17 protein-coding genes are annotated in these 18958 nt (G+C 71.9%); 7 read left to right on the plus strand and 10 right to left on the minus strand.

The genetic code is table 11. The features are described 5' to 3' along the window. Window positions 1-11: 11 nt before the first annotated feature. Window positions 12-671 (minus strand): Uma2 family endonuclease, encoded by a 660-nt coding sequence (locus AB0G17_RS21270; RefSeq protein WP_361384815.1) that lies wholly within the window; start codon window positions 669-671, stop codon window positions 12-14. A gap of 124 nt (window positions 672-795) precedes the next feature. Continuing rightward, window positions 796-2043 (minus strand): MFS transporter, encoded by a 1248-nt coding sequence (locus AB0G17_RS21275; protein WP_361384818.1) that lies wholly within the window; start codon window positions 2041-2043, stop codon window positions 796-798. A gap of 86 nt (window positions 2044-2129) precedes the next feature. On the opposite strand from AB0G17_RS21275, the gene AB0G17_RS21280 reads away from it, so the two are divergent. Then, complete coding sequence (locus AB0G17_RS21280) at window positions 2130-2642, plus strand: MarR family transcriptional regulator (protein ID WP_361384821.1); 513 nt, start codon at window positions 2130-2132, stop codon at window positions 2640-2642. 67 nt (window positions 2643-2709) lie between these two features. Here the strand turns inward: AB0G17_RS21280 and AB0G17_RS21285 are convergent, their stop codons facing one another. The 4 genes from AB0G17_RS21285 to sdhC are packed head-to-tail and all read right to left on the minus strand — an operon-like array spanning window position 2710 to window position 6118. Then, window positions 2710-3468: a succinate dehydrogenase iron-sulfur subunit gene (locus tag AB0G17_RS21285; RefSeq protein ID WP_361384824.1), complete on the minus strand. Its 759-nt coding sequence runs from the start codon at window positions 3466-3468 to the stop codon at window positions 2710-2712. Beyond that, entirely contained in the window at window positions 3468-5222 is a 1755-nt protein-coding gene (sdhA, locus tag AB0G17_RS21290) for a succinate dehydrogenase flavoprotein subunit (RefSeq protein ID WP_361384827.1), read from the minus strand. Before sdhA ends, AB0G17_RS21285 begins: the two co-directional genes overlap by 1 nt. A gap of 30 nt (window positions 5223-5252) precedes the next feature. Beyond that, window positions 5253-5729, minus strand: a complete 477-nt coding sequence (locus AB0G17_RS21295; protein WP_361384830.1) for a succinate dehydrogenase hydrophobic membrane anchor subunit — start codon at window positions 5727-5729, stop codon at window positions 5253-5255. Window positions 5730-5737: 8 nt separating this feature from the next. Next, complete coding sequence (gene sdhC / locus AB0G17_RS21300) at window positions 5738-6118, minus strand: succinate dehydrogenase, cytochrome b556 subunit (RefSeq protein ID WP_361384833.1); 381 nt, start codon at window positions 6116-6118, stop codon at window positions 5738-5740. A gap of 760 nt (window positions 6119-6878) precedes the next feature. On the opposite strand from sdhC, the gene AB0G17_RS21305 reads away from it, so the two are divergent. From AB0G17_RS21305 to AB0G17_RS21320, 4 genes are all read left to right on the plus strand, one after another. Then, complete coding sequence (locus AB0G17_RS21305; protein ID WP_361385138.1) at window positions 6879-8471, plus strand: family 20 glycosylhydrolase; 1593 nt, start codon at window positions 6879-6881, stop codon at window positions 8469-8471. A 54-nt stretch (window positions 8472-8525) separates the two neighbouring features. Next, the gene (locus AB0G17_RS21310; RefSeq protein WP_361384836.1) at window positions 8526-9146 is read left to right on the plus strand and encodes an RNA polymerase sigma factor; all 621 of its coding nucleotides are present in this window, start codon (window positions 8526-8528) and stop codon (window positions 9144-9146) included. Window positions 9147-9428: 282 nt separating this feature from the next. Next, a complete protein-coding gene (locus AB0G17_RS21315) occupies window positions 9429-10070 on the plus strand; it encodes an RNA polymerase sigma factor (RefSeq protein WP_361384839.1) in 642 nt (213 codons plus the stop codon). Further along, on the plus strand, window positions 10070-11173 hold the full coding sequence (locus AB0G17_RS21320) for a hypothetical protein (protein WP_361384842.1): 1104 nt from the start codon (window positions 10070-10072) through the stop codon (window positions 11171-11173). Before AB0G17_RS21315 ends, AB0G17_RS21320 begins: the two co-directional genes overlap by 1 nt. 265 nt (window positions 11174-11438) lie before the next feature. On the opposite strand, the gene AB0G17_RS21325 is transcribed toward AB0G17_RS21320, so the two are convergent. Further along, window positions 11439-12329, minus strand: a complete 891-nt coding sequence (locus tag AB0G17_RS21325; protein WP_361384845.1) for a L,D-transpeptidase family protein — start codon at window positions 12327-12329, stop codon at window positions 11439-11441. 92 nt (window positions 12330-12421) lie between these two features. Between AB0G17_RS21325 and AB0G17_RS21330 the strand changes: the two genes are divergently transcribed. Beyond that, window positions 12422-14020, plus strand: coding sequence for a methylmalonyl-CoA mutase family protein (locus AB0G17_RS21330; RefSeq protein WP_361384848.1), 1599 nt, complete (start codon window positions 12422-12424; stop codon window positions 14018-14020). 71 nt (window positions 14021-14091) lie between these two features. Here AB0G17_RS21330 and AB0G17_RS21335 read toward each other — a convergent pair whose 3' ends face one another. Further along, window positions 14092-15543 (minus strand): FAD-dependent monooxygenase, encoded by a 1452-nt coding sequence (locus tag AB0G17_RS21335; RefSeq protein ID WP_361384851.1) that lies wholly within the window; start codon window positions 15541-15543, stop codon window positions 14092-14094. 74 nt (window positions 15544-15617) lie between these two features. On the opposite strand from AB0G17_RS21335, the gene AB0G17_RS21340 reads away from it, so the two are divergent. Next, window positions 15618-16265, plus strand: a complete 648-nt coding sequence (locus AB0G17_RS21340; protein WP_361384854.1) for a TetR/AcrR family transcriptional regulator C-terminal domain-containing protein — start codon at window positions 15618-15620, stop codon at window positions 16263-16265. A gap of 229 nt (window positions 16266-16494) precedes the next feature. On the opposite strand, the gene AB0G17_RS21345 is transcribed toward AB0G17_RS21340, so the two are convergent. Beyond that, the gene (locus AB0G17_RS21345) at window positions 16495-17814 is read right to left on the minus strand and encodes an alpha-2,8-polysialyltransferase family protein (protein WP_361384857.1); all 1320 of its coding nucleotides are present in this window, start codon (window positions 17812-17814) and stop codon (window positions 16495-16497) included. Then, on the minus strand, window positions 17814-18800 hold the full coding sequence (locus tag AB0G17_RS21350; protein ID WP_361384860.1) for a glycosyltransferase family 2 protein: 987 nt from the start codon (window positions 18798-18800) through the stop codon (window positions 17814-17816). The genes AB0G17_RS21345 and AB0G17_RS21350 overlap by 1 nt, the downstream gene beginning before the upstream one ends. Between the last annotated feature and the right edge of the window lie 158 nt (window positions 18801-18958).

Raw genomic sequence — 18958 nt, forward strand, 5'->3', positions numbered from 1 at the left:
TGCCGGTGCCATCAGTCCTGCTTCGGCTCCTGCTTCGGCTCCTGCTTGCGCTGCGCTGCCGAGAGGACCGCCGTCACATCAAGGGTGACCTCGGCGCCGATCGACTCGGGCAGGGTGACGAGCTCGCCGGGGGCGTGGATCCGGTGGGTGTCGTAATCGTCTGCGACTGGGTCGGTCAGGACATGAAGGCGGTTGTGCTTCCGGTCGACGATCACGTAGACCGGGAGATTGGAGTTCGCGTAGGCGGTGACCTTGGTGCGCAGGTCGGTCTGGTAGTTGTGGGAGGTGACTTCCAGGACGAGGCGGAAGGCGATGGGGTCGTAGCAGTTGTTCTCGACGTGGTGGTCCTCGAAGTCGGCGTCGACCACGGCGAGGTCGGGGATGGCGTAGTCCTCGCGGCCTTTCTGGAGCCAGAGACCGACTCCTTGGAGCACCTTGACCCGCTCGCTGTGCAGTCCCGCCATCAGGAAAGGGACCATGAGGTCGGTCAGGGCGCGGGCGTGGGCGCCGTCCGGGGGTGGCGACACGAGGATCTGGCCTCCGATGATCTCGACGCGGTAGCCGGGAAGCCGTTCCATGATCTGGTCGGCCGCCCCGCGGAGTGACTGATCGTCCTCGGGACGCTCAGTGGGTGCTTCGCCATAGGGCTGCTCAGCGGGTGCTGCGGACATCACGTGCCTCCCGTGGGCTGCTGTCGAGAGCATCATCGTAGGACGGGCGCGCGCCCGCCGGGGATCACGGCGCGTTCACCCGGGCGAGCGAGCGCGCGGCTTCCGAGCGGGCGCGCGGCCGTGGTCAGGCCTCGGCCCGGGCGAGCACGGGAGCGTCCTGCACCGGGCGGCCGAACCGGCGTACCCCCGGCACCGCCGCCGTCGCCAGGCAGGCCCCGCCCACCACGAACGCGGCGACCAGCAGCGGCACTTCGGGTCCCCAGGCGTCGGCGGCCAGGGGGCCGAGGGCGTATCCGACGGGCATCGCCGCCAGGGAGAGCAGCCAGTCGTACGAGGTGACGCGGGCCAGGGCGTGGCCGGGGATCGCCGACTGCACCGCGGTCTCCCAGACCGGCGAGAGGAAGCCGAGCCCGAGCTGGGCGATTCCGTACGCGGCGATGCAGACCGGCGCCGGGGCGGAGAGGGCGAGGAGGGTGAGCGGCAGGGCGTAGGTGGCCAGGCCCAGATTGGCCGTCAGGATGGGGCGCCTCGGCTTGGCCCGCCCGGCGAGCAGCGAGCCGAGCAGCAGGCCCACCGCGCCCGCCTGCATGAACGCCAGCCAGAACGTCTTGCCGTCGAACTGCTCGAAGGCGATGGCCGGTCCCAGCGTCATCAGGACGGCGGCGGCGCCGTTCCACGCGGAGTGGGCGAACAGGCTGGTCCAGTACCAGTCCCGCGACCGCATCTCGCCCCAGCCCTCCTTGAGGTCGGCGGCGAGCGAGCGCCGGACCAGCGGCACGTGCCGCACCCGGATCGTGCTCAGCAGGGCCGCGCTGACCGCGAAGGAGGCGGAGTCGAGTACGAAGGCCCAGCCGGGTCCGGCGGTCAGGATGAGCACGGTCGCGAGCGCTGGGCCGCCCACCCGGGTCGCGCTGTTGACCACGCCCATCAGGGCGTTGGCGCGCTGCAGGTTCTCCTCCTCGACCGTGCCGGTGATCAGTGGGGCCATCGCGGGCATGGCGAACGCGGAGGCGGCGCCGCCGATCGCCTCGGCGAGCGCGATCTGCCACAGCCGGGGGTCGCCGCCGAGCAGTTCCACGCCCACGAAGAGCTGGGTGGCGCACCGGACGCAGTCGGTGGCCAGGGCGACCGTACGGGCGTTGAAGCGGTCGCCCGTGACGCCGCCGAAGGGCAGGAGCAGCAGCTTGGGGACCATCGAGCAGCCGAGCACGATCGCGAGGTCGGCCGTGGAGCCGGTCGCCATGTAGACGGCGAGGGCGAGCGCCGCCGGGATCACGGCGTCACCGAGCAGGGACAGGGACCGGCCGATGAAGAGCAGCCGGAACGCGCGGGCGCGGAGGGGGTGGGGAGGCGAGGGCAGTGAGGGTGGCATGCGCCGAATGTATTTCGGTTCCGAATAATTCGTCAACGAAATATATGGAAGCGAAAGAGTTGGGGGAGCCGACGTACGATCAGGGCATGGAGCGCGCGGAGGAGGCCGAGGGGAAGCGGGACTGGACCGACGGGCACGTGGAGCAGTGGCTGCCGGTGCTGCCGGGGCTCGACCCGGTCGTCGAGGGCGCGGTGACGCGGATGAAGAAGCTCACCGACCACCTTCGGCGGGTACGGGAGCGGTCCCTGGTCGACTTCGCGCTCGACCGGCCCGAGTTCGACACGCTGCACAAGCTGGCGGGGCGCGGGGGTACGGCGACGCCGTCGCAGCTGGCGGCCGACCTCGACCTCGCGCCCGCGTCCGTCACGGGGCGCCTCGACGCGCTGGAGCGGCGCGGATTCGTCCGCCGTACGCCCTCCGTCACCGACCGCCGCAGGGTCCACGTCGAGCTGACCGACTCCGGCCGGGCGACCTGGCGGGGCGCGATGGACATGCTGGGGGACGAGGAGTCCCGGGTGCTGGGCGCGCTGTCGCGCGGTGAGCGTGAGCTGCTGAACGACATGTTGCGGCGGATCATGGTGGTCGCCGAAGGGCGTTGAGCCCGGACACGCGAAAGGCCCCGCCTCCCGGACCGGGAAGCGGGGCCTTCGCGTACTGCTCAGGGAATCAGAAGCGGCGCGTGATCAGCGCGCGCTTCACTTCCTGGATCGCCTTGGTGACCTCGATGCCACGCGGGCAGGCGTCCGTGCAGTTGAACGTCGTGCGGCAGCGCCACACGCCGTCCTTGTCGTTCAGGATCTCCAGGCGCTGCTCGGCCGCCTCGTCACGCGAGTCGAAGATGAAGCGGTGCGCGTTGACGATCGCCGCCGGGCCGAAGTACTGGCCGTCGTTCCAGAACACCGGGCACGACGAGGTGCACGCGGCGCACAGGATGCACTTGGTGGTGTCGTCGAAGCGCTCGCGGTCCTCGGCCGACTGCAGACGCTCGCGCGTCGGCTCGTTGCCCTTCGTGATGAGGAAGGGCATCACGTCGCGGTACGCCTGGAAGAACGGGTCCATGTCCACGACCAGGTCCTTCAGGACCGTCAGGCCCTTTATGGCCTCGACCGTGATCGGCTTCTCCGGGCTCAGGTCCTTGATCAGCGTCTTGCAGGCGAGCCTGTTCTTGCCGTTGATCCGCATGGCGTCCGAACCGCAGATGCCGTGCGCGCAGGAACGCCGGAAGGTCAGTGAGCCGTCGAGGTCCCACTTGATCTTGTGGAGACCGTCGAGCACACGCTCCTTCGGGTCGATCTCGACCTGGAAGTCCTGCCACTGCGCCTCGTCGGAGACCTCCGGGTTGAACCGGCGGATCCGGAAGGTGACCGTGATGTACGGCGAGTCGGCGAAGCCCGCCTCCGCCTTGTCGAGGGTGGGGGTAGCCATCAGTACTTACGCTCCATCGGCTGGTAGCGGGTCTGGACGACGGGCTTGTAGTCGAGTCGGATCGAGTCCTTGCCGCCGTCCGCGACCTCGCGGTACGCCATGGTGTGGCGCATGAAGTTGACGTCGTCGCGGTTGGGGTAGTCCTCGCGGTAGTGACCGCCGCGGGACTCCTTGCGCGCCAGGGCGGAGACGGCCATGACCTCGGCCAGGTCGAGCAGGTTGCCCAGCTCGATGGCCTCGAGGAGGTCGGTGTTGAACCGCTTGCCCTTGTCCTGGATCGAGACGTTCTTGTAGCGCTCGCGGAGCTCCGCGATCTTCTCCACGGCCGTCTTGATCGTCTGCTCGGTGCGGAAGACCATGACGTTGGCGTCCATGGTCTCCTGGAGCTCCTTGCGGATCACCGCGACGCGCTCCGTGCCGGTCGACGACAGCAGGTTCTTGACCTGGGTCTCCACCAGCTCCGCCGGGTTCGGCGGGAGCTCGACGTAGTCGTGCTTCGCGGCGTACTCGGCGGCGGCGATGCCCGAGCGCTTGCCGAAGACGTTGATGTCCAGCAGCGAGTTGGTGCCCAGGCGGTTGGCGCCGTGCACCGACACGCAGGCGACCTCGCCGGCCGCGTACAGGCCCGGGACGACGGTGGTGTTGTCCGCCAGGACCTCACCCTCGACGTTGGTCGGGATGCCGCCCATGGCGTAGTGCGCGGTGGGCTGGATCGGGATCGGGTCCGTGTAGGGCTCGATGCCCAGGTACGTACGCGCGAACTCGGTGATGTCCGGGAGCTTGGCGTCCAGCTGCTCCGGCGGGAGGTGCGTGAGGTCCAGGTAGACGTGGTCGCCTTCGGGACCGCAGCCGCGGCCCTCGCGGATCTCCGTGTAGATGGAGCGCGAGACGACGTCACGGGACGCGAGGTCCTTCATGACCGGCGCGTACTTCTCCATGAAGCGCTCGCCGTCCTTGTTGCGGAGGATGCCGCCCTCACCGCGGGCGCCCTCCGTCAGCAGGATGCCCATGCGCCAGATGCCCGTCGGGTGGAACTGGAAGAACTCCATGTCCTCCAGCGGGATGCCCCGGCGGTAGCAGGCGGCCTGGCCGTCACCGGTCAGGGTGTGCGCGTTGGAGGTCACCTTGAAGAACTTGCCGGTGCCGCCGGACGCGTAGATCACGGACTTCGCCTGGAAGACGTGGATCTCGCCGGTCGCGAGCTCGTACGCCACCACACCGGCGGACGTCTTGACGCCGTCGACCTCGGTGATGAGCTGGTCGAGCACGTAGAACTCGTTGAAGAACTCCACGCCCTCCTTGACGCAGTTCTGGTACAGCGTCTGGAGGATCATGTGGCCGGTGCGGTCCGCGGCGTAGCAGGACCGGCGGACCGGGGCCTCGCCGTGGTTGCGCGAGTGGCCGCCGAAGCGGCGCTGGTCGATGGTGCCGTCCGGGGTGCGGTTGAACGGCAGGCCCATCTTCTCGAGGTCGAGGACCGCGTCGATGGCCTCCTTCGCCAGGATCTCGGCGGCGTCCTGGTCGACCAGGTAGTCACCGCCCTTGACCGTGTCGAAGGTGTGCCACTCCCAGTTGTCCTCCTCCACGTTGGCGAGCGCGGCGGCCATGCCGCCCTGCGCCGCGCCCGTGTGGGAGCGGGTGGGGTAGAGCTTCGTCAGCACCGCGGTGCGGCTGCGCTTCGTCGACTCGATGGCCGCGCGCATGCCCGCGCCACCGGCGCCGACGATGACGGTGTCGTACTTGTGGATCTTCATCAGAAATTCCTCAGTCCCTCAGCCCGTGGCCTAGCGGATGTTCGGGTCGAAGGTGAAGATCACCAGCGTGCCCAGCAGGACGGTGAACACCGTGGCGGTGTAGAGCAGCATCTTCAGCCAGAAGCGGGTGTTGTCCCGCTGCGCGTAGTCGTTGATGACCGTGCGCAGGCCGTTGGCGCCGTGCAGCATCGCCAGCCACAGCATGGCCAGGTCCCAGGCCTGCCAGAACGGGTTGGCCCAGCGGCCCGCCACGAAGGCGAAGCCGATCTTGGAGACGCCGCCGTCGAGCACCAGCTGGATGCACAGGTGGGTGACGACCAGGACGACCAGGACGATGCCGGACAGCCGCATGAACAGCCAGCCGTACAGCTCGAAGTTGGTACGGGTCGACTTCGGCGTCTTCTTGGTCCGCTTGCGCGGGGCCTCGATGAGGGGCGCGGGGTTGTCGGCGTCGTACAGGCCGGTGGCCTCGACCTCGCCGATCGCGGAAGTGGTTTCGGCAGACATGTCAGTCCTCAGCTCCCGAACAGTTCGCGGGCGGCGTGACCGAGCACCGGGTACAGCGCTCCGGCCATCAGGATCAGCCAGGTGATCACGACGGACCACAGCATCTGCTTCTGGTAGCGGGGGCCCTTCGCCCAGAAGTCGACCGCGATGATGCGGAGACCGTTGAGCGCGTGGAAGAGGATGGCGGCGACGAGGCCGTACTCCAGAAGACCCACGATGGGTGTCTTGTAGGTAGCGACGACCTTGTCGTAGTCCTCGGGGGAGACACGCACGAGGGCGGTGTCGAGGACATGGACGAACAGGAAGAAGAAGATGAGGACACCGGTGACTCGATGAGCCACCCACGACCACATACCTTCCCGGCCGCGGTACAGCGTTCCAGCCGGCACGGAAAAACCCTCCGGGAGCGGGGACTAGGGCCGGCCGGCTTGACTGTCGGTCTGACCCGGCCGGGTACGGTCCACCGGCCCCGGTCATCGTAGCGACGAGATGTCGGTTCGTTCGCGCGGGGTCCTCAGGTGTGATCAAACAGGCAATCAATCTGCCACGGACGGGCTATGGACGGGCCCGGACGGGGCGTCACGGGGCCGGTGGTGGGGGCGGGTTCGGCGGGGCGCCCGCTCTGTCCGGTTACAGATGGTTGGTCGTGAGATGGGCGATCCGGGTACGGGCGAGTCGGCGCAGCGCACCGGCGGGGGCGGCCCCGCGCGCGGGGGAGTGTGATGAAGTGGCGGCGTCGCTTCCGGGGGCGGGCGGCCCGCGACGGCTTCGCGCGCGCGTGGATGCTCGTCCGTACGGCGGCCTCGCGCCCGCGCCGCTCGACAGGCAGCCGGCGGGGGGCGGGGGGCGGGGGGCGGGGGGCGGCGGAGAGACTGCAGGAGAGGCGGGAGGTGAAGAAGAGGTGGCAGTGCCGCCACGCCATCGACGCGCGGGGGAGTGCTCCCGGCGGTCTGTACGCGCGGGGGAGTGCTTCCGGCGCTCGCGTGCGTTTCACCCGGACGTGAGAGGTCGGGTACGCATAGTGGACGCCTCCCGGGTTCCTCGCCTCGCTTTCGCCGTGGTTGTTCCCGTATGGGAGGATTCTGAGTGATGTCGCAGTCCAGGAGTGCCAGCGGCGCCGACGGCGCCCGCGGTGACCGGACGGCCCGGATGAGCCGGGGCGCCCTGGTGGCACGCGTCGCCGTCGCGGCCGCCCTCGCCCTCGCCCTCACCGTGCTGGTCTGGCCCGAGGACGACACCCACGGCGGCCACGGCGGCCCGCTCGCTCCCAAGCCCGGCGACTCCTCCTCGCCCGCCCAGATCTACCCGATCTCCTCGCCGCCCCGCACGATCCCCTCCGTACGGCAGCACGAGCCCGCCCGCGGCCCCGGCTTCCGGCCCGTCGCCGGCACCCGGATCGTGGTCCCCACCGGCAGCGAGGCCCTCGCGGACGAGGCCCAGCTGCTCGCGGAGGAGCTCGACAAGGTGTACGTGCGGGGTGCGGCACCCCGGGCCGGGGACATCGAGCTGGCGCTGAAGCCGCCGAACCCGAAGGACAAGGCCACCCCCGAGTCGTACACGCTGACCGCCCGCGAGCGGACCGTGCGGATCACCGGGCCCGACGAGGCCGGGGTCTTCTACGGCACCCGCACCCTCAAGCAGGCGCTGCGCGACGGCGGGGTGATGCCCGAGGGCGTCGTCGAGGACTGGCCCGACCGCCCGCAGCGCGGCCTCAACCTCGACATCGCGCGCAAGCCGTTCACGGCGGGCTGGATCGAGAGCCGGCTGCGCGAGATGGCCGACCTCAAGATGAACCAGCTCGGCCTGCACTTCTCCGACGACCAGGGCTTCCGCATCGAGTCCGCCTCGCACCCCGAGGTCGTCTCACGCGACCACCTCAGCAAGCGCGAGGTCGAGCGGATCGTCGCGCTCGCCCGGCGGCTGCACATCGAGGTCGTCCCCGAGATCGACTCGCCGGGCCACCTGGGCGCGGTGATCAAGGCCCACCCCGCCCTCGGACTGCGCAGCGCCGCCGGCCGGACGGTCCAGGGCACGCTCGACATAGCGAACCCCGACGCGGCGCGGATCGTCGACGACCTGCTGCGCGAGTACGCGGACCTGTTCCCCGGCTCCTACTGGCACCTCGGCGGCGACGAGTACCTCGCCCTGATGGCCAAGGACCCGGAGGCCAGCTACCCGGGCCTGGCCGCCGCCGCGCGCGCCAAGTACGGCCCCAAGGGCGACATAGCGGACCTGGCGACCGGCTGGCTCAACGACCGGGCGGCGACCCTGCGCCCGTACGGCAAGAAGTTCAAGGCCTGGAACGACGGCTACTTCAAGGGCACCTCCGTCGCCCCCGACCCGGCGCGCGAGGTCGAGTACTGGACCGGCAAGGAGCTCGGCGCCCGCGCGCCGGAGGAGTACCTGGCCGAGGGCCGCAAGACGGTCAACCTCAACGACGAGTACCTGTACTACGTCCTGGGCGAGCCCAACGCCTTCAAGTACCCCACCGGGCGGCGCATCTACCAGGAGTGGACGCCGCTGGTGCTGCGCGGCACCAAGCCCGTCGCCACCCGCTACTCCGACCAGGTGCTCGGCGCCCGGTTCGCCGTCTGGTGCGACTACGCCAACGCCCAGACCCAGGACCAGGTGGCCCGGGGCATCCGGATGCCGCTGCGCGCCGTCGCCCAGAAGCTGTGGGACCCGCGCACTCCGGCGCTGGAGTGGGAGGACTTCAAGGAGCTCGCCGACAAGCTGGGGTGAGCCCCGGCCGCGTGCCGCTGTGACACTTCGGGCCGCCCGCGCGCAGAACAGACCATGGGCAGGGTTGGGGGGGACCAGCGCCGTGGCCGGATCCGGAGCGACGACGGGGAGCTCGGGGCGGCCGTCGCACGCGCCCAGGAGGGGGACGAGCGGGCCTTCACCGTCGTCTACCGGCTCGTCCATCCCGGGCTGCTCGCCCAGACGCGGAGCCTGGTCGGCGCCGAGGCCGAGGACGTGGCGTCCGACGCGTGGCTGGAGATCGCCCGTGATCTGGCGCGGTTCCGGGGCGACGGGGCGGGCTTCCGGGGCTGGGCCGCGACCATCGCGCGCCACCGGGCCCTGGACCATCTGCGCCGCCAGAAACGAAGACCCCGCACGGTCGGGCTCGACCAGGAGGCGCTGGAGCTGCCCGGCGGCCAGGACACCGCCGAGGCGGCCCTGGAGTTCCTGTCGACCCGCTGGGCGCTCCAGCTGATCGCCACGCTGCCGCGCGAGCAGGCGGAGGCGGTGCTGCTGCGGGTGGTGGCCGGGCTGGACGGCGTGGCGGCCGGGCGGATCCTGGGCAAGCGCCCCGGTTCCGTACGCACCTCGGCGCACCGGGGGCTACGGCGGCTCGCGCAGGGGCTGGAGCCGGGGCGTGAGCCGGAGCTGGAGCCGGAGGCGGACGGGCCTTGAGGGCGCCCCGGCGGGCGGGCGCGGGGGAGTCGGCGCGGAAGGACGGCCGGGGCCGCCACCCCCCACAGGAGAGGCCCCGGCCGTCTTCCGTCGGGGCCGTGTGGCGACCCCGTACTCCTCTCAGCGCCGCGGCTGCGTTTTCTGTCACACCGCGCTCCGTCAGCGAATTGTTGCGGGTTGTACAAGTAATGGACTTAACCGCCCCCAAGGCCGTACCGTGCTCCTTCGCGCCGGTCGGCGCGGCAGCGGTGACCGGCTGCGACACCAGGGCAGGGTGCAGGAGTGCAGGGGGAAGACGCGGAGCTGACCGCCGCGATACTCGCGGCACAGGGCGGCGACGAGAACGCGTTCCGCGCTGTGTACCGCGCGGTGCATCCGCGGCTGCTCGGCTATACCCGCACGCTCGTCGGCGAGTCCGACGCGGAGGACGTGACGTCCGAGGCGTGGCTGCAGATAGCGCGCGACATCGAGCGGTTCAGCGGCGACGCGGACCGGTTCCGTGGCTGGGCCGCCACCATCGCCCGCAACCGGGCCCTCGACCACATCCGGATGCGCGGCCGGCGCCCCGCCGTGGGCGGCGACGAGACCGAGCTGACCGGCCGCCCCGCCGACTCGGACACCGCGGGCGAGGCGATGGAGTCCCTCGCCACCGGACGTACGATGGCGCTCATCGCGCAACTCCCGCAGGACCAGGCCGAGGCCGTGGTGCTGCGGGTGGTGGTCGGGCTCGACGCCAAGAGCGCGGCCGAGACCCTGGGCAAGCGGCCCGGCGCGGTGCGGACGGCCGCACACCGCGGCCTCAAGCGGCTGGCCGAAATGCTCGGGTCGCAGGACGGCCCGGCGGATCTCGGCGGTGTGCCGCCGCAACGGAACCGGTCGTGCGGTGTGACGCAATCGGGCGCGCCGACGCAGAAGGACATGTGATGGCCGACGAGCGCCACGAATGGCTGGACGAGGACGCCGCGGAGCGGTTGCTGCGCGGTGAGCCGGTCGTTCCCGCCGACGACCGCGCCCGCGAGCAGGCCGAACGGCTCTCCGCCGTGCTGCGCGCGCTGGCCGGTCCTGACATGCGGCAGACCATGGGCGCCTCCGCCGCCCCGGCCGCCGGCGAACTGCCGGGCGAGGCCGCGGCGCTCGCCGCTTTCCGCCGCGCCCGCGCCGAGGCCGGTGCCCCCTCGGGCGCCCCGGCCGACACCGTCGTACGGGTCGGACGCGAACCCCGTGCCACCCGCACCCCCCGACGGCGACTGCGGCCGGTCCGTTTCGGCCTGGCCGCCGCGCTGGCCGGGTGCGCCCTGGGCGGCGTCGCCATGGCCGCCGGGACCGGTGTGCTGCCCGGGCTCGGCACCGCCGACCCCGAGCCGGTCTCGTCCGTGTCGGCCGCCAGGACGCCGGGCCCGATCTCCTCGGACTCGCCGTCGGCGCGCACCGGCGCCCCCACCGGCAAGCAGTCGCCCACGCCGGGGCGTACGCCGTCGGGCGGGGCCACCGCTCCCGGCACCGCCGCTCCCGGCACCTCTACGCCGGGCTCCGCCGAGCCCCCGAAGGCGACGCCGGACCCGGCGGCCACGAGCCAGGGCCCGCAGGGCGACTGGGCTTCCAAGAAGGTCGAGTACTGCCGCGACTTCCGCGCGGGACGCCTGGACCAGACCCGCCGGCACCGGCTGGAGATCGCCGCTCTGGGCGCCGCCCGGGTGAAGCAGTTCTGCGACCAGGTGATCGAGGACGCGGACCGGGGCGGCAAGGGCGGCTCCGGAGGCGACGGCGACGCGGGCGGCAAGGGCGGCTCCGGCGACGACAAGGGGGACGGCCATGGCGGGCACGGCGGCGCCTCCGGAGGCCGGGGCGGCCGTGACGGCTCGGTCCTGAAGCTGCCCTCCGTGAGCTGGTCGACGCCGCCCGCGAGCGGTTCACCCGAGCTCCCCGGGCTGCCGGGCACCGGCGATGCCACTCCCGGCGGCCCGACCCTGCCGCCCGCCGTCCCGGTCGTCCCGCCGACCTCCCGCGCGCTCGACCGCCTGGTGTGACACTTTTCGAGCCGCCGACGCAGTAAGAAGTGAGCCGACTGGTCATCGGCGGCGCACAGAGCCGGGGTTCCCCCCGTACCCAAGGCTCGGCGCGAATGGCGCGGGCGGGAGACGTTCCCCCGATCCCGCCCGCGCCCTCTCTCTTCCGGCCGGGCCACCACGGCGGCCCGGCGACCGGATCACCGGTCGACCAGGATCACCGATCGATCCCGACCACCGATCGATCCCGACCACCGGTCAAATGCCGATCACCGGCCAATCCCGATCACCAGTAGACGACGACCTTGTCGTTGACCCGGACCTGGTCGAAGAGCTTGGCGAGCTTGGCCTTGTCGCGCACGTTCACACAGCCGTGCGAGGCGCCCGCGTAACCGCGCTTGGCGAAGTCCGACGAGTAGTGCACGGCCTGGCCGCCGCTGAAGAACATCGCGTACGGCATGGGCGTGTGGTAGATCGACGAGACGTGGTTCTTGCTCTTCAGGAAGACCTTGAAGGTGCCTTCGCGGGTCGGCGTGTACTGCGAGCCGAACCGCACGTCCATCGACGACTGCACCTTGCCGTTCACCACCCAGTTGAGCGTGCGGGTGGTCTTGCTGATGCACAGCACGCGGCCGGTCATACAGCGCTTGTCCAGCTTGGTCTTCGGCTTGTTGACGGCCTGGCCCGCGAGCTCCTGGGGGGTCGGCTTGGTCGTCATGGCGGCCAGCCGCTGCCAGGTGGCGGTGTCGGCCGAGCCCGTGGTGGGCAGGCCGCGCTTGCTCTGGAAGCCCTTGACGGCCGCGCTGGTGACGCTGCCGTACGTACCCGTCGGCGTGTCGTCGAACCAGCCGACCTGGGCGAGCCGGGCCTGGAGCTCCTTGACCTGCGCGCCCTGGGCGCCGGCCGCCATCAGGATCTTCGGGGCGGGCCTGGCGGCGGTGGTGGAGCCGGCCGGGGCCGCCTCCGCGCCGCTCACGCCGTTGGGCTGGTTGTCGTTGGCGGTGTCGGCCGTCGGCGACGTCGTCTGGGACGAGGGCGCGGCCGCCGCGGGCTTCTGGTCGGCGGCCGGGGTCCCCGACGCCTTGTCCGACTGGGCGCCGCACGCGGCCGTCACGGTCAGGACCGTGGCCGCGGCGAGCGTTCTGGCTATGACAGTGGTGAGATGGATCCGGCGCATCGTCGCCCCCCTGATATTCCCTCTGGTGTCCCCAGAGACTGTTTCCCGGGCCGAACGGTTGCAAAAGCCGTCGAGGAAGCGAGGCGGAGCACATGGCGCGCGAGTCGGACGGTGCCCGGCGCACCGAGAGCGGTCTGCCCCTCGACCCGGTCTACGGGCCGGACGCCCTCGACGGGTGGGACCCGGCCCGGCAGCTGGGTGAGCCGGGCGGGTATCCGTTCACCCGGGGCGTCTACCCGACGATGTACACCACACGCCCCTGGACCATGCGCCAGTACGCCGGGTTCGGCACGGCGGCCGAGTCCAACGCCCGCTACAAGCAGCTGATCGCCCACGGCACCACGGGTCTGTCGGTCGCCTTCGACCTGCCCACCCAGATGGGACACGACAGCGACGCCCCGCTCGCGCACGGCGAGGTGGGCAAGGTCGGGGTGGCCGTCGACTCGGTCGAGGACATGCGGATCCTGTTCGACGGCATCCCGCTGGGCGAGGTCTCGACGTCGATGACGATCAACGCGCCCGCGGCGCTGCTGCTCCTGATGTACCAGCTGGTCGCCGAGGAGCAGGGCGTCCCCGCGCACGAGCTGACCGGCACGGTCCAGAACGACGTGCTCAAGGAGTACATCGCCCGGGGCACCTACATCTTCCCGCCCAAGCCGTCGCTACGGCTGATCGCGGACATCTTCCGGTACTGCCGGGCCGAGATGCCGAAGTGGAACACGATCTCGATCTCCGGCTACCACATGGCCGAGGCGGGCGCCTCGCCCGCGCAGGAGATCGCGTTCACGCTGGCCGACGGCGTCGAGTACGTCCGTACGGCGGTCGCGGCCGGGATGGACGTGGACGACTTCGCGCCGCGCCTGTCGTTCTTCTTCGTCTCGCGCACGACGCTCCTGGAGGAGGTCGCCAAGTTCCGTGCCGCGCGCCGGATCTGGGCACGGGTGATGCGGGAGGAGTTCGGCGCGAAGGACCCCAAGTCGTGGATGCTGCGCTTCCACACCCAGACGGCCGGGGTGCAGCTGACCGCCCAGCAGCCCGAGGTGAACCTGGTCCGGGTCGCCGTGCAGGGACTCGCCGCGGTGCTCGGCGGCACCCAGTCCCTCCACACCAACTCCTTCGACGAGGCGATCGCGCTGCCCACGGAGAAGAGCGCGCGCCTCGCCCTGCGCACCCAGCAGGTCCTCGCGTACGAGACGGACGTGACGGCGACGGTCGACCCGTTCGCGGGTTCGTACGTCATGGAGTCCATGACCGACGAGGTGGAGGCGGCGGCGCTGGCGCTGATGGAGCGGGTCGAGGACCTGGGCGGCGCGGTGAGCGCGATCGAGCACGGCTTCCAGAAGGGCGAGATCGAGCGCTCGGCGTACCGGATCGCCCAGGAGACCGACAGCGCCGAGCGGGTGGTGGTCGGGGTCAACCGCTTCCGCCTCGACACGGAGGAGCCGTACGAGCCGCTCCGCGTCGACCCGGCGATCGAGGCCCAGCAGACCGCCCGCCTGGCCCGCCTGCGCGCGGACCGCGACACCTCCGAGGTGACGGCGGCCCTGACCGCCCTCCAGCGGGCGGCCCGGGGCGAGGACAACGTCCTCTACCCCATGAAGACCGCCCTGCGGGCCCGCGCCACGGTCGGCGAGATCTGCGACGCGCTGCGGGAGGTGTGGGGGGCGTACGAGCCGAGCGAGGCGTTCTGAGGGACGGCACCGTGCGGCGGGTCGGAACCGGACTGTACGGACCCGCAGGTGTGTACAGTTCTGGCGATGGATCACAGCGCGCCCACGGCCTCCAGGTAGTCGGTCAGGCCCTGCGGGGTCTCGCTCGCCCAGCCGATGTAGCCGTCGGGGCGGATGAGGAACAGGCCCTTGCCGTACGGCTCGTACGGGCTCATCGCGTGGACGTGGACCTGGGGGGTGTCGAGCCGCGGCGGCTCGGTGCCGAAGGCCAGCAGGGTGAAGTGGGAGCCCTGGAACAGGTCGAAGAGGCGGCCCTCGGGCAGGGTGCCGTCGGGGGCGCGGTCGCCCGCCTCCAGGGCGCCGGCGCGGCCGGTCGCGAGCGGGCCGCCGCGGTAGGTGATGCCGAGGCCCTTCACCTCGTCGCCGCGGCTGTCGGCCCGGCCGAGCAGCGCCTCGCGGTGCAGCCGGGTGCTGATGCCCAGGACGCCCGCGGCGACCGGCTGCCGCTCGGCCTCGTAGGTGTCGAGCAGCGCGCCGGGGGCGCCGTGCTTCAGCACCTGACCGAGCTTCCAGCCGAGGTTGTAGGCGTCCTGGACGCTGGTGTTGAGGCCCTGCGCGCCGGCCGGGGAGTGGATATGGGCGGCGTCGCCCGCCAGGAAGACGCGCCCGGCGCGGTACTGGTCGGCCAGCGCCGCGCGCGGCTGGAAGTCGGAGGCCCAGACGACCTCGGCTATCTGGTCGGCGGCGACCGCGGTGCGGGCGGCGAGGAGCTTGCGTACGCCCTCGTCCGTGGCGTCCGGGACGGCGGCCGGATCGCTGTACTGGGCGACCAGCTGGAACAGCCGCTCGGTGCCCGGCAGCGGGCAGAGCACCGCGCCGCCGTCCGGGTGGCTGGTCCAGGCGTGCCAGTTGCGGTCGTCGGGGAAGGCGTTCTCGGTGAGGATCACGTCCGCGACCAGGAGTGGCTTGGGGTCGACGGTCTCGCCGGTCATGGTGATGCCCATCAGGCCGCGGACCGTGGAGCGGCCGCCGTCGGTGCCGACCAGATAGCGGGCGCGGATGTCCGGGGCGCCGGCGAAGTGAGCGGTGACGGAGTCGGCGTCCTGCTCGATGCCGGTCAGCTCGGTGTTGAGGACCAGCCGGCCGCCGAGCCGTACGAGCCGGTCGTGGAGCAGCGCCTGGAGGTGCGCCTGGCCGATCAGCACCGCGTCCCCGTAGGGAGACTGCCCGGTCGGCTCGGAGCGCTCGATCATGTCCCACTCGCGGCCGCGCGTGGTGCCCTCGGGCCCCTCCCAGGCGAGCATCTTCGGGTACGTGCGCGACGCCCGGCGGACCGCGTCGGCGAGCCCGAGGTCGTGCATCACCTCCTGGGTGCGGGGCTGGAGGCCCTTGCCGCGCGAGCCGGGGAAGAGGGTCGCGCCCTTCTCCACGAGCACGGCGGCGACGCCGCGCCGGGCGAGCTCGATGGCGAGGACGAGGCCGGCGGGCCCGGCGCCGACGACGAGGACGTCGGTGGCGGAGGGGACGCCGGGCGAGGGAGCCACGGGATCCTGGGAATCCTTAACGCTGTTAAGTGCCATGCCCGGAAGCATGGGCTTAACAGTGTTAAATTGTCAAGGTGGCTACGACGAGAATCGACCGGGCGCAGGTCGCCGACACCGCGCTGCGGCTCCTGAACGAGGTGGGCCTGGACGGGCTCACGCTCCGGGCGATCGCCAAGGAGCTGAAGGTCCAGGCACCCGCGCTCTACTGGCACTTCAAGAACAAGCAGGCGCTGCTCGACGAGATGGCGACGGTGATGTACCGCCGCCTCGCGCAGGCCGAGGGCGGCGTCCCCGGCGTGGCCCCGGACGCCCCCTGGCAGGAGCAACTGGCCGGATTCAACCGGGCGTTGCGCACGATGCTGCTGAGCTACCGGGACGGCGCGAAGGTGTACGGGGGCGCCCGCTTCACCGGCACCGACCACGCCCGCTCGCTCGAAGCGCTGCTGGAGGCGATGGGGGCGGCGGGCATCGCCCCGGCGGACGCGGCGCTGGCCGGGACGACCGCGTACTCGTACACGATGGGCTTCGTGGCGGAGGAGCAGGGCATGGGCCCCGAGCCCTTCGACGTCGAGGCCCGCGCGGTGCGCCTGGCCGCCTTCCCGTTGGCCGCGGCGGCGGGCGCGGACCTCTTCGGGGACTACGACGACCGCTTCGAGGCGGGCCTGAGGATGGTGATCGCGGGGGCGGAGGCGGTGTACGGCGGGAGGCCGGGGCCGTCGTGAGGGCGCCGGAGCCGGCCCTGCCCCCCCCGGCGCCGGACGAGGCCCCGGCCAGGGTCAGGGCCCCGGCCAGGTGCAGGGCCCCGGCCAGGGTCTGGGCCCCGGCCCCGGCCCCGGCCAGGGTCTGGGCCCCGGCCCCGGCCAGGGTCTGGGCCCCGGCCCCGGCCAGGGTCTGGGCCCCGGCCCCGGCCAGGGCCCCGGCCAGGACCCCGGCCCCCGGCCTCTGCTCCGCTTACGCGATACGCGCCCGCCGCGCCGCCGCCCGCGCCCGCCGCGCCAGCTTCCGTACCGTCGCGTTGCGCGGGATGAAGGCGAGCTGGCTCGGGATCGCGCCGGGCAGGGCCAGGGTGGTCAGGCGGCGGCGCTTGAAGTAGCGCCAGGTGTGCGGGGTCAGATGGCGCGCGAGGTAGCGCTCGGCCGCCGGGCGCAGGTCGGGCCGGATCTCGGACTGCATCGCGTAGCCGACCGCCGCCACCAGCGCCGCCAGGTCGTCCGGCGGCTCGGGCGCCTCGCCCTCCAGCGGCGCCACCAGCGCGTCCACCAGCGTCACCGGCACCCGGTTGCTGTTCTGGTACGGGGTGAGCCGGTCCAGGAGCAGCTCCGTGCCGGTGCGGGCGACCGGGACGCCGTAGAACGCCGACGCGGTCAGCAGCGCGGTGGAGAAGCAGCCGGCCACCAGCGCCGGGCGGATGCGCTCGTAGACCACCTCGGCCAGCAACGGGCTGTCCAGGACGGTCAGCTCGACGCCGAGCGCCTCGGCCTCCGTGCGCAGCGACGCGGACCAGGCGGGCGGCGCCGAGGGGTGCGGCTTGAAGACGATGTGGCGGTGACCGCGCGCGGCCGCGCCCCGCACCATGGCGAGGTGCAGCCGCTCCTCCTCGGCCTCGGTGAGGATCGAGAGCGCGGCCAGGTACTGCCCGAGCAGCAGCGCCGCCCCCTCGGGCACGTCCACGTCGGGGCCCTGGGCGGCCAGTTCGGCCACCACCTTGGTGAAGGCGGCCGTCGGGATGACCTCCGCGCCCACCCCGAACTCCCCGAGCAGCAGCGGCTCAAGGCCCGGCACCAGGTCCAGGTGCAGCACGCGCCGCACCCGCGAACCCACCAGCGGGTCCAGCTTGTTGCGGGTGGGGCCGTAGCTCATCAGCCCGTCCGCGTACACGTGCAGCGGCGCGTCCGGGAAGAGCTGGGCGACCGCGCCCGCCGGGTTGACCTGGATGGACTCGACGGCCAGCTCGATCCGGTCGTCCCCGAGGTCCCAGGCGCGCCGCAGCTGCCGCTCCCACAGCGGGACGTCGTCCGCGCGCGGCGCCCAGCCGCCCGGGTGCATCGGCGCGATGGTCTCGTTCCACGACAGCACCCCGTCGAAGCGCCCCCGCAGCACCTCGAAGCCCGTCATCGCGTCCAGCGAGGGCGAAGTCTCCGGAATCGGGGCGTTGTTGCTGACCAGGAGGAGGCGCCGGTCGGCCGGGCCGAAGCAGTCGCTGTCGAGCGCGGCGGCCAGCGTCGCCATCCCGTACAGCGTCGACGCCAGGAAGATCTGAGTCGTCCGCATCAGGCCGCGGCCCCCGCCGGACCGAGGGAGGCGGTGCGGCCGCGCAGCCGCCGCAGCCGGGAGGCGCGGCCCGAGTCCATCGAGTCGAGCGCCTCCTTGAGAATGTCCTGCGGCATCGCTTTCAGCGCTCCCGCACTCATGGTCCGCAGTTTCCGTGCCACGGCCGGTTCGAACCTTTCACTGTTTCCCAGGTGGTGGGAAATGATGGCGCAGTACGTCCGTACCGCCTTGGGCAGCAGTTCCGCGGAATGTGGATCTTGAGCTGTTTCCTCGATTACCTGGTCGAATGCCCGGATGAAATCGAGCTGGCGCACATCACCGATCTGCGTCAGTGAAGTGGCCACTCCGCGCCGGTAGTAGACGCCCAGCAGACCCACCACCGCGAAAGATTCCGCCTCCCGGTGCAGCCGCCAGATCCACGGCCGGTCCTCGGCCGTGCGCAGGCCGTCCGTGAAGTGCAGCAGCCCCCGCTCCACCAGCCGCCGGTGGTAGATCCCGGCCCAGGCGAACGCGTAGTCCACCGAGGTCGAGCGGGTGGCCGGCAGGATCGCCGTGCGCGGGTCGAGCACCTCGCCGCGCCGCCCGTGCGGCACCCGCTGCACCGAGCGCTGGCTGCCGGTGCACTGCACGTGGTCGGTGCGCAGGAAGTCGCAGCCCAGCTCCTCGACGGCGGCGACCAGTCGGGAGTAGTAGCCGGGCGCGAGCCAGTCGTCGCCGTCGAGGAAGGTGACGTACTCGCCGCGCGCCGCGTCGATGCCGGTGTTGCGCGCGGTGGCGAGACCGCCGTTCCTCTCGTGCCTGAGGACCACCGCCCCCGGCAGCTCGCGCTCGGCGCGGGCCAGGAGATCGGCCGTACCGTCCGAGGAGCAGTCGTCGACCAGAAGGAACTCGAAGTCGTCCCGCGCGTTGTCGCGGAGACTTCTCAGGGTGTCGGGGGCATAGGTCCGCACGTTGTAGAACGGCACGACCACGGAGAGCTTGACCACCCGGGTGACGCTAAGTGGCCCCGCGTCATTCGTACTGTCCGGGCGAGGGATGTTGCGTGAACACTGGGCGACCGGGTTGTTAACCGGTCCGCCGCACGGGCTCTTCCCCCTTTCGTAGACGCGCTGTTAACCATCTGTTGCGGTCCAGTTGGGCCGCC

It is taken from the genome of Streptomyces sp. NPDC023838, from assembly GCF_040639555.1.
GTDB lineage: Bacteria > Actinomycetota > Actinomycetes > Streptomycetales > Streptomycetaceae > Streptomyces.

Bases quoted from the DNA above. Each gene is read 5' to 3' on its own strand.
- AB0G17_RS21305 (WP_361385138.1), top strand. From the start codon at position 6,879: ATGAGCCGGGGCGCCCTGGTGGCACGCGTCGCCGTCGCGGCCGCCCTC.
- AB0G17_RS21295 (WP_361384830.1), bottom strand. From the start codon at position 5,729: ATGTCTGCCGAAACCACTTCCGCGATCGGCGAGGTCGAGGCCACCGGC.
- AB0G17_RS21345 (WP_361384857.1), bottom strand. From the start codon at position 17,814: ATGCGGACGACTCAGATCTTCCTGGCGTCGACGCTGTACGGGATGGCG.
- AB0G17_RS21285 (WP_361384824.1), bottom strand. From the start codon at position 3,468: ATGGCTACCCCCACCCTCGACAAGGCGGAGGCGGGCTTCGCCGACTCG.
- AB0G17_RS21325 (WP_361384845.1), bottom strand. From the start codon at position 12,329: ATGCGCCGGATCCATCTCACCACTGTCATAGCCAGAACGCTCGCCGCG.
- AB0G17_RS21270 (WP_361384815.1), bottom strand. From the start codon at position 671: ATGTCCGCAGCACCCGCTGAGCAGCCCTATGGCGAAGCACCCACTGAG.
- AB0G17_RS21310 (WP_361384836.1), top strand. From the start codon at position 8,526: ATGGGCAGGGTTGGGGGGGACCAGCGCCGTGGCCGGATCCGGAGCGAC.
- AB0G17_RS21275 (WP_361384818.1), bottom strand. From the start codon at position 2,043: ATGCCACCCTCACTGCCCTCGCCTCCCCACCCCCTCCGCGCCCGCGCG.
- AB0G17_RS21280 (WP_361384821.1), top strand. From the start codon at position 2,130: ATGGAGCGCGCGGAGGAGGCCGAGGGGAAGCGGGACTGGACCGACGGG.
- AB0G17_RS21330 (WP_361384848.1), top strand. From the start codon at position 12,422: ATGGCGCGCGAGTCGGACGGTGCCCGGCGCACCGAGAGCGGTCTGCCC.
- sdhA (WP_361384827.1), bottom strand. From the start codon at position 5,222: ATGAAGATCCACAAGTACGACACCGTCATCGTCGGCGCCGGTGGCGCG.
- AB0G17_RS21320 (WP_361384842.1), top strand. From the start codon at position 10,070: ATGGCCGACGAGCGCCACGAATGGCTGGACGAGGACGCCGCGGAGCGG.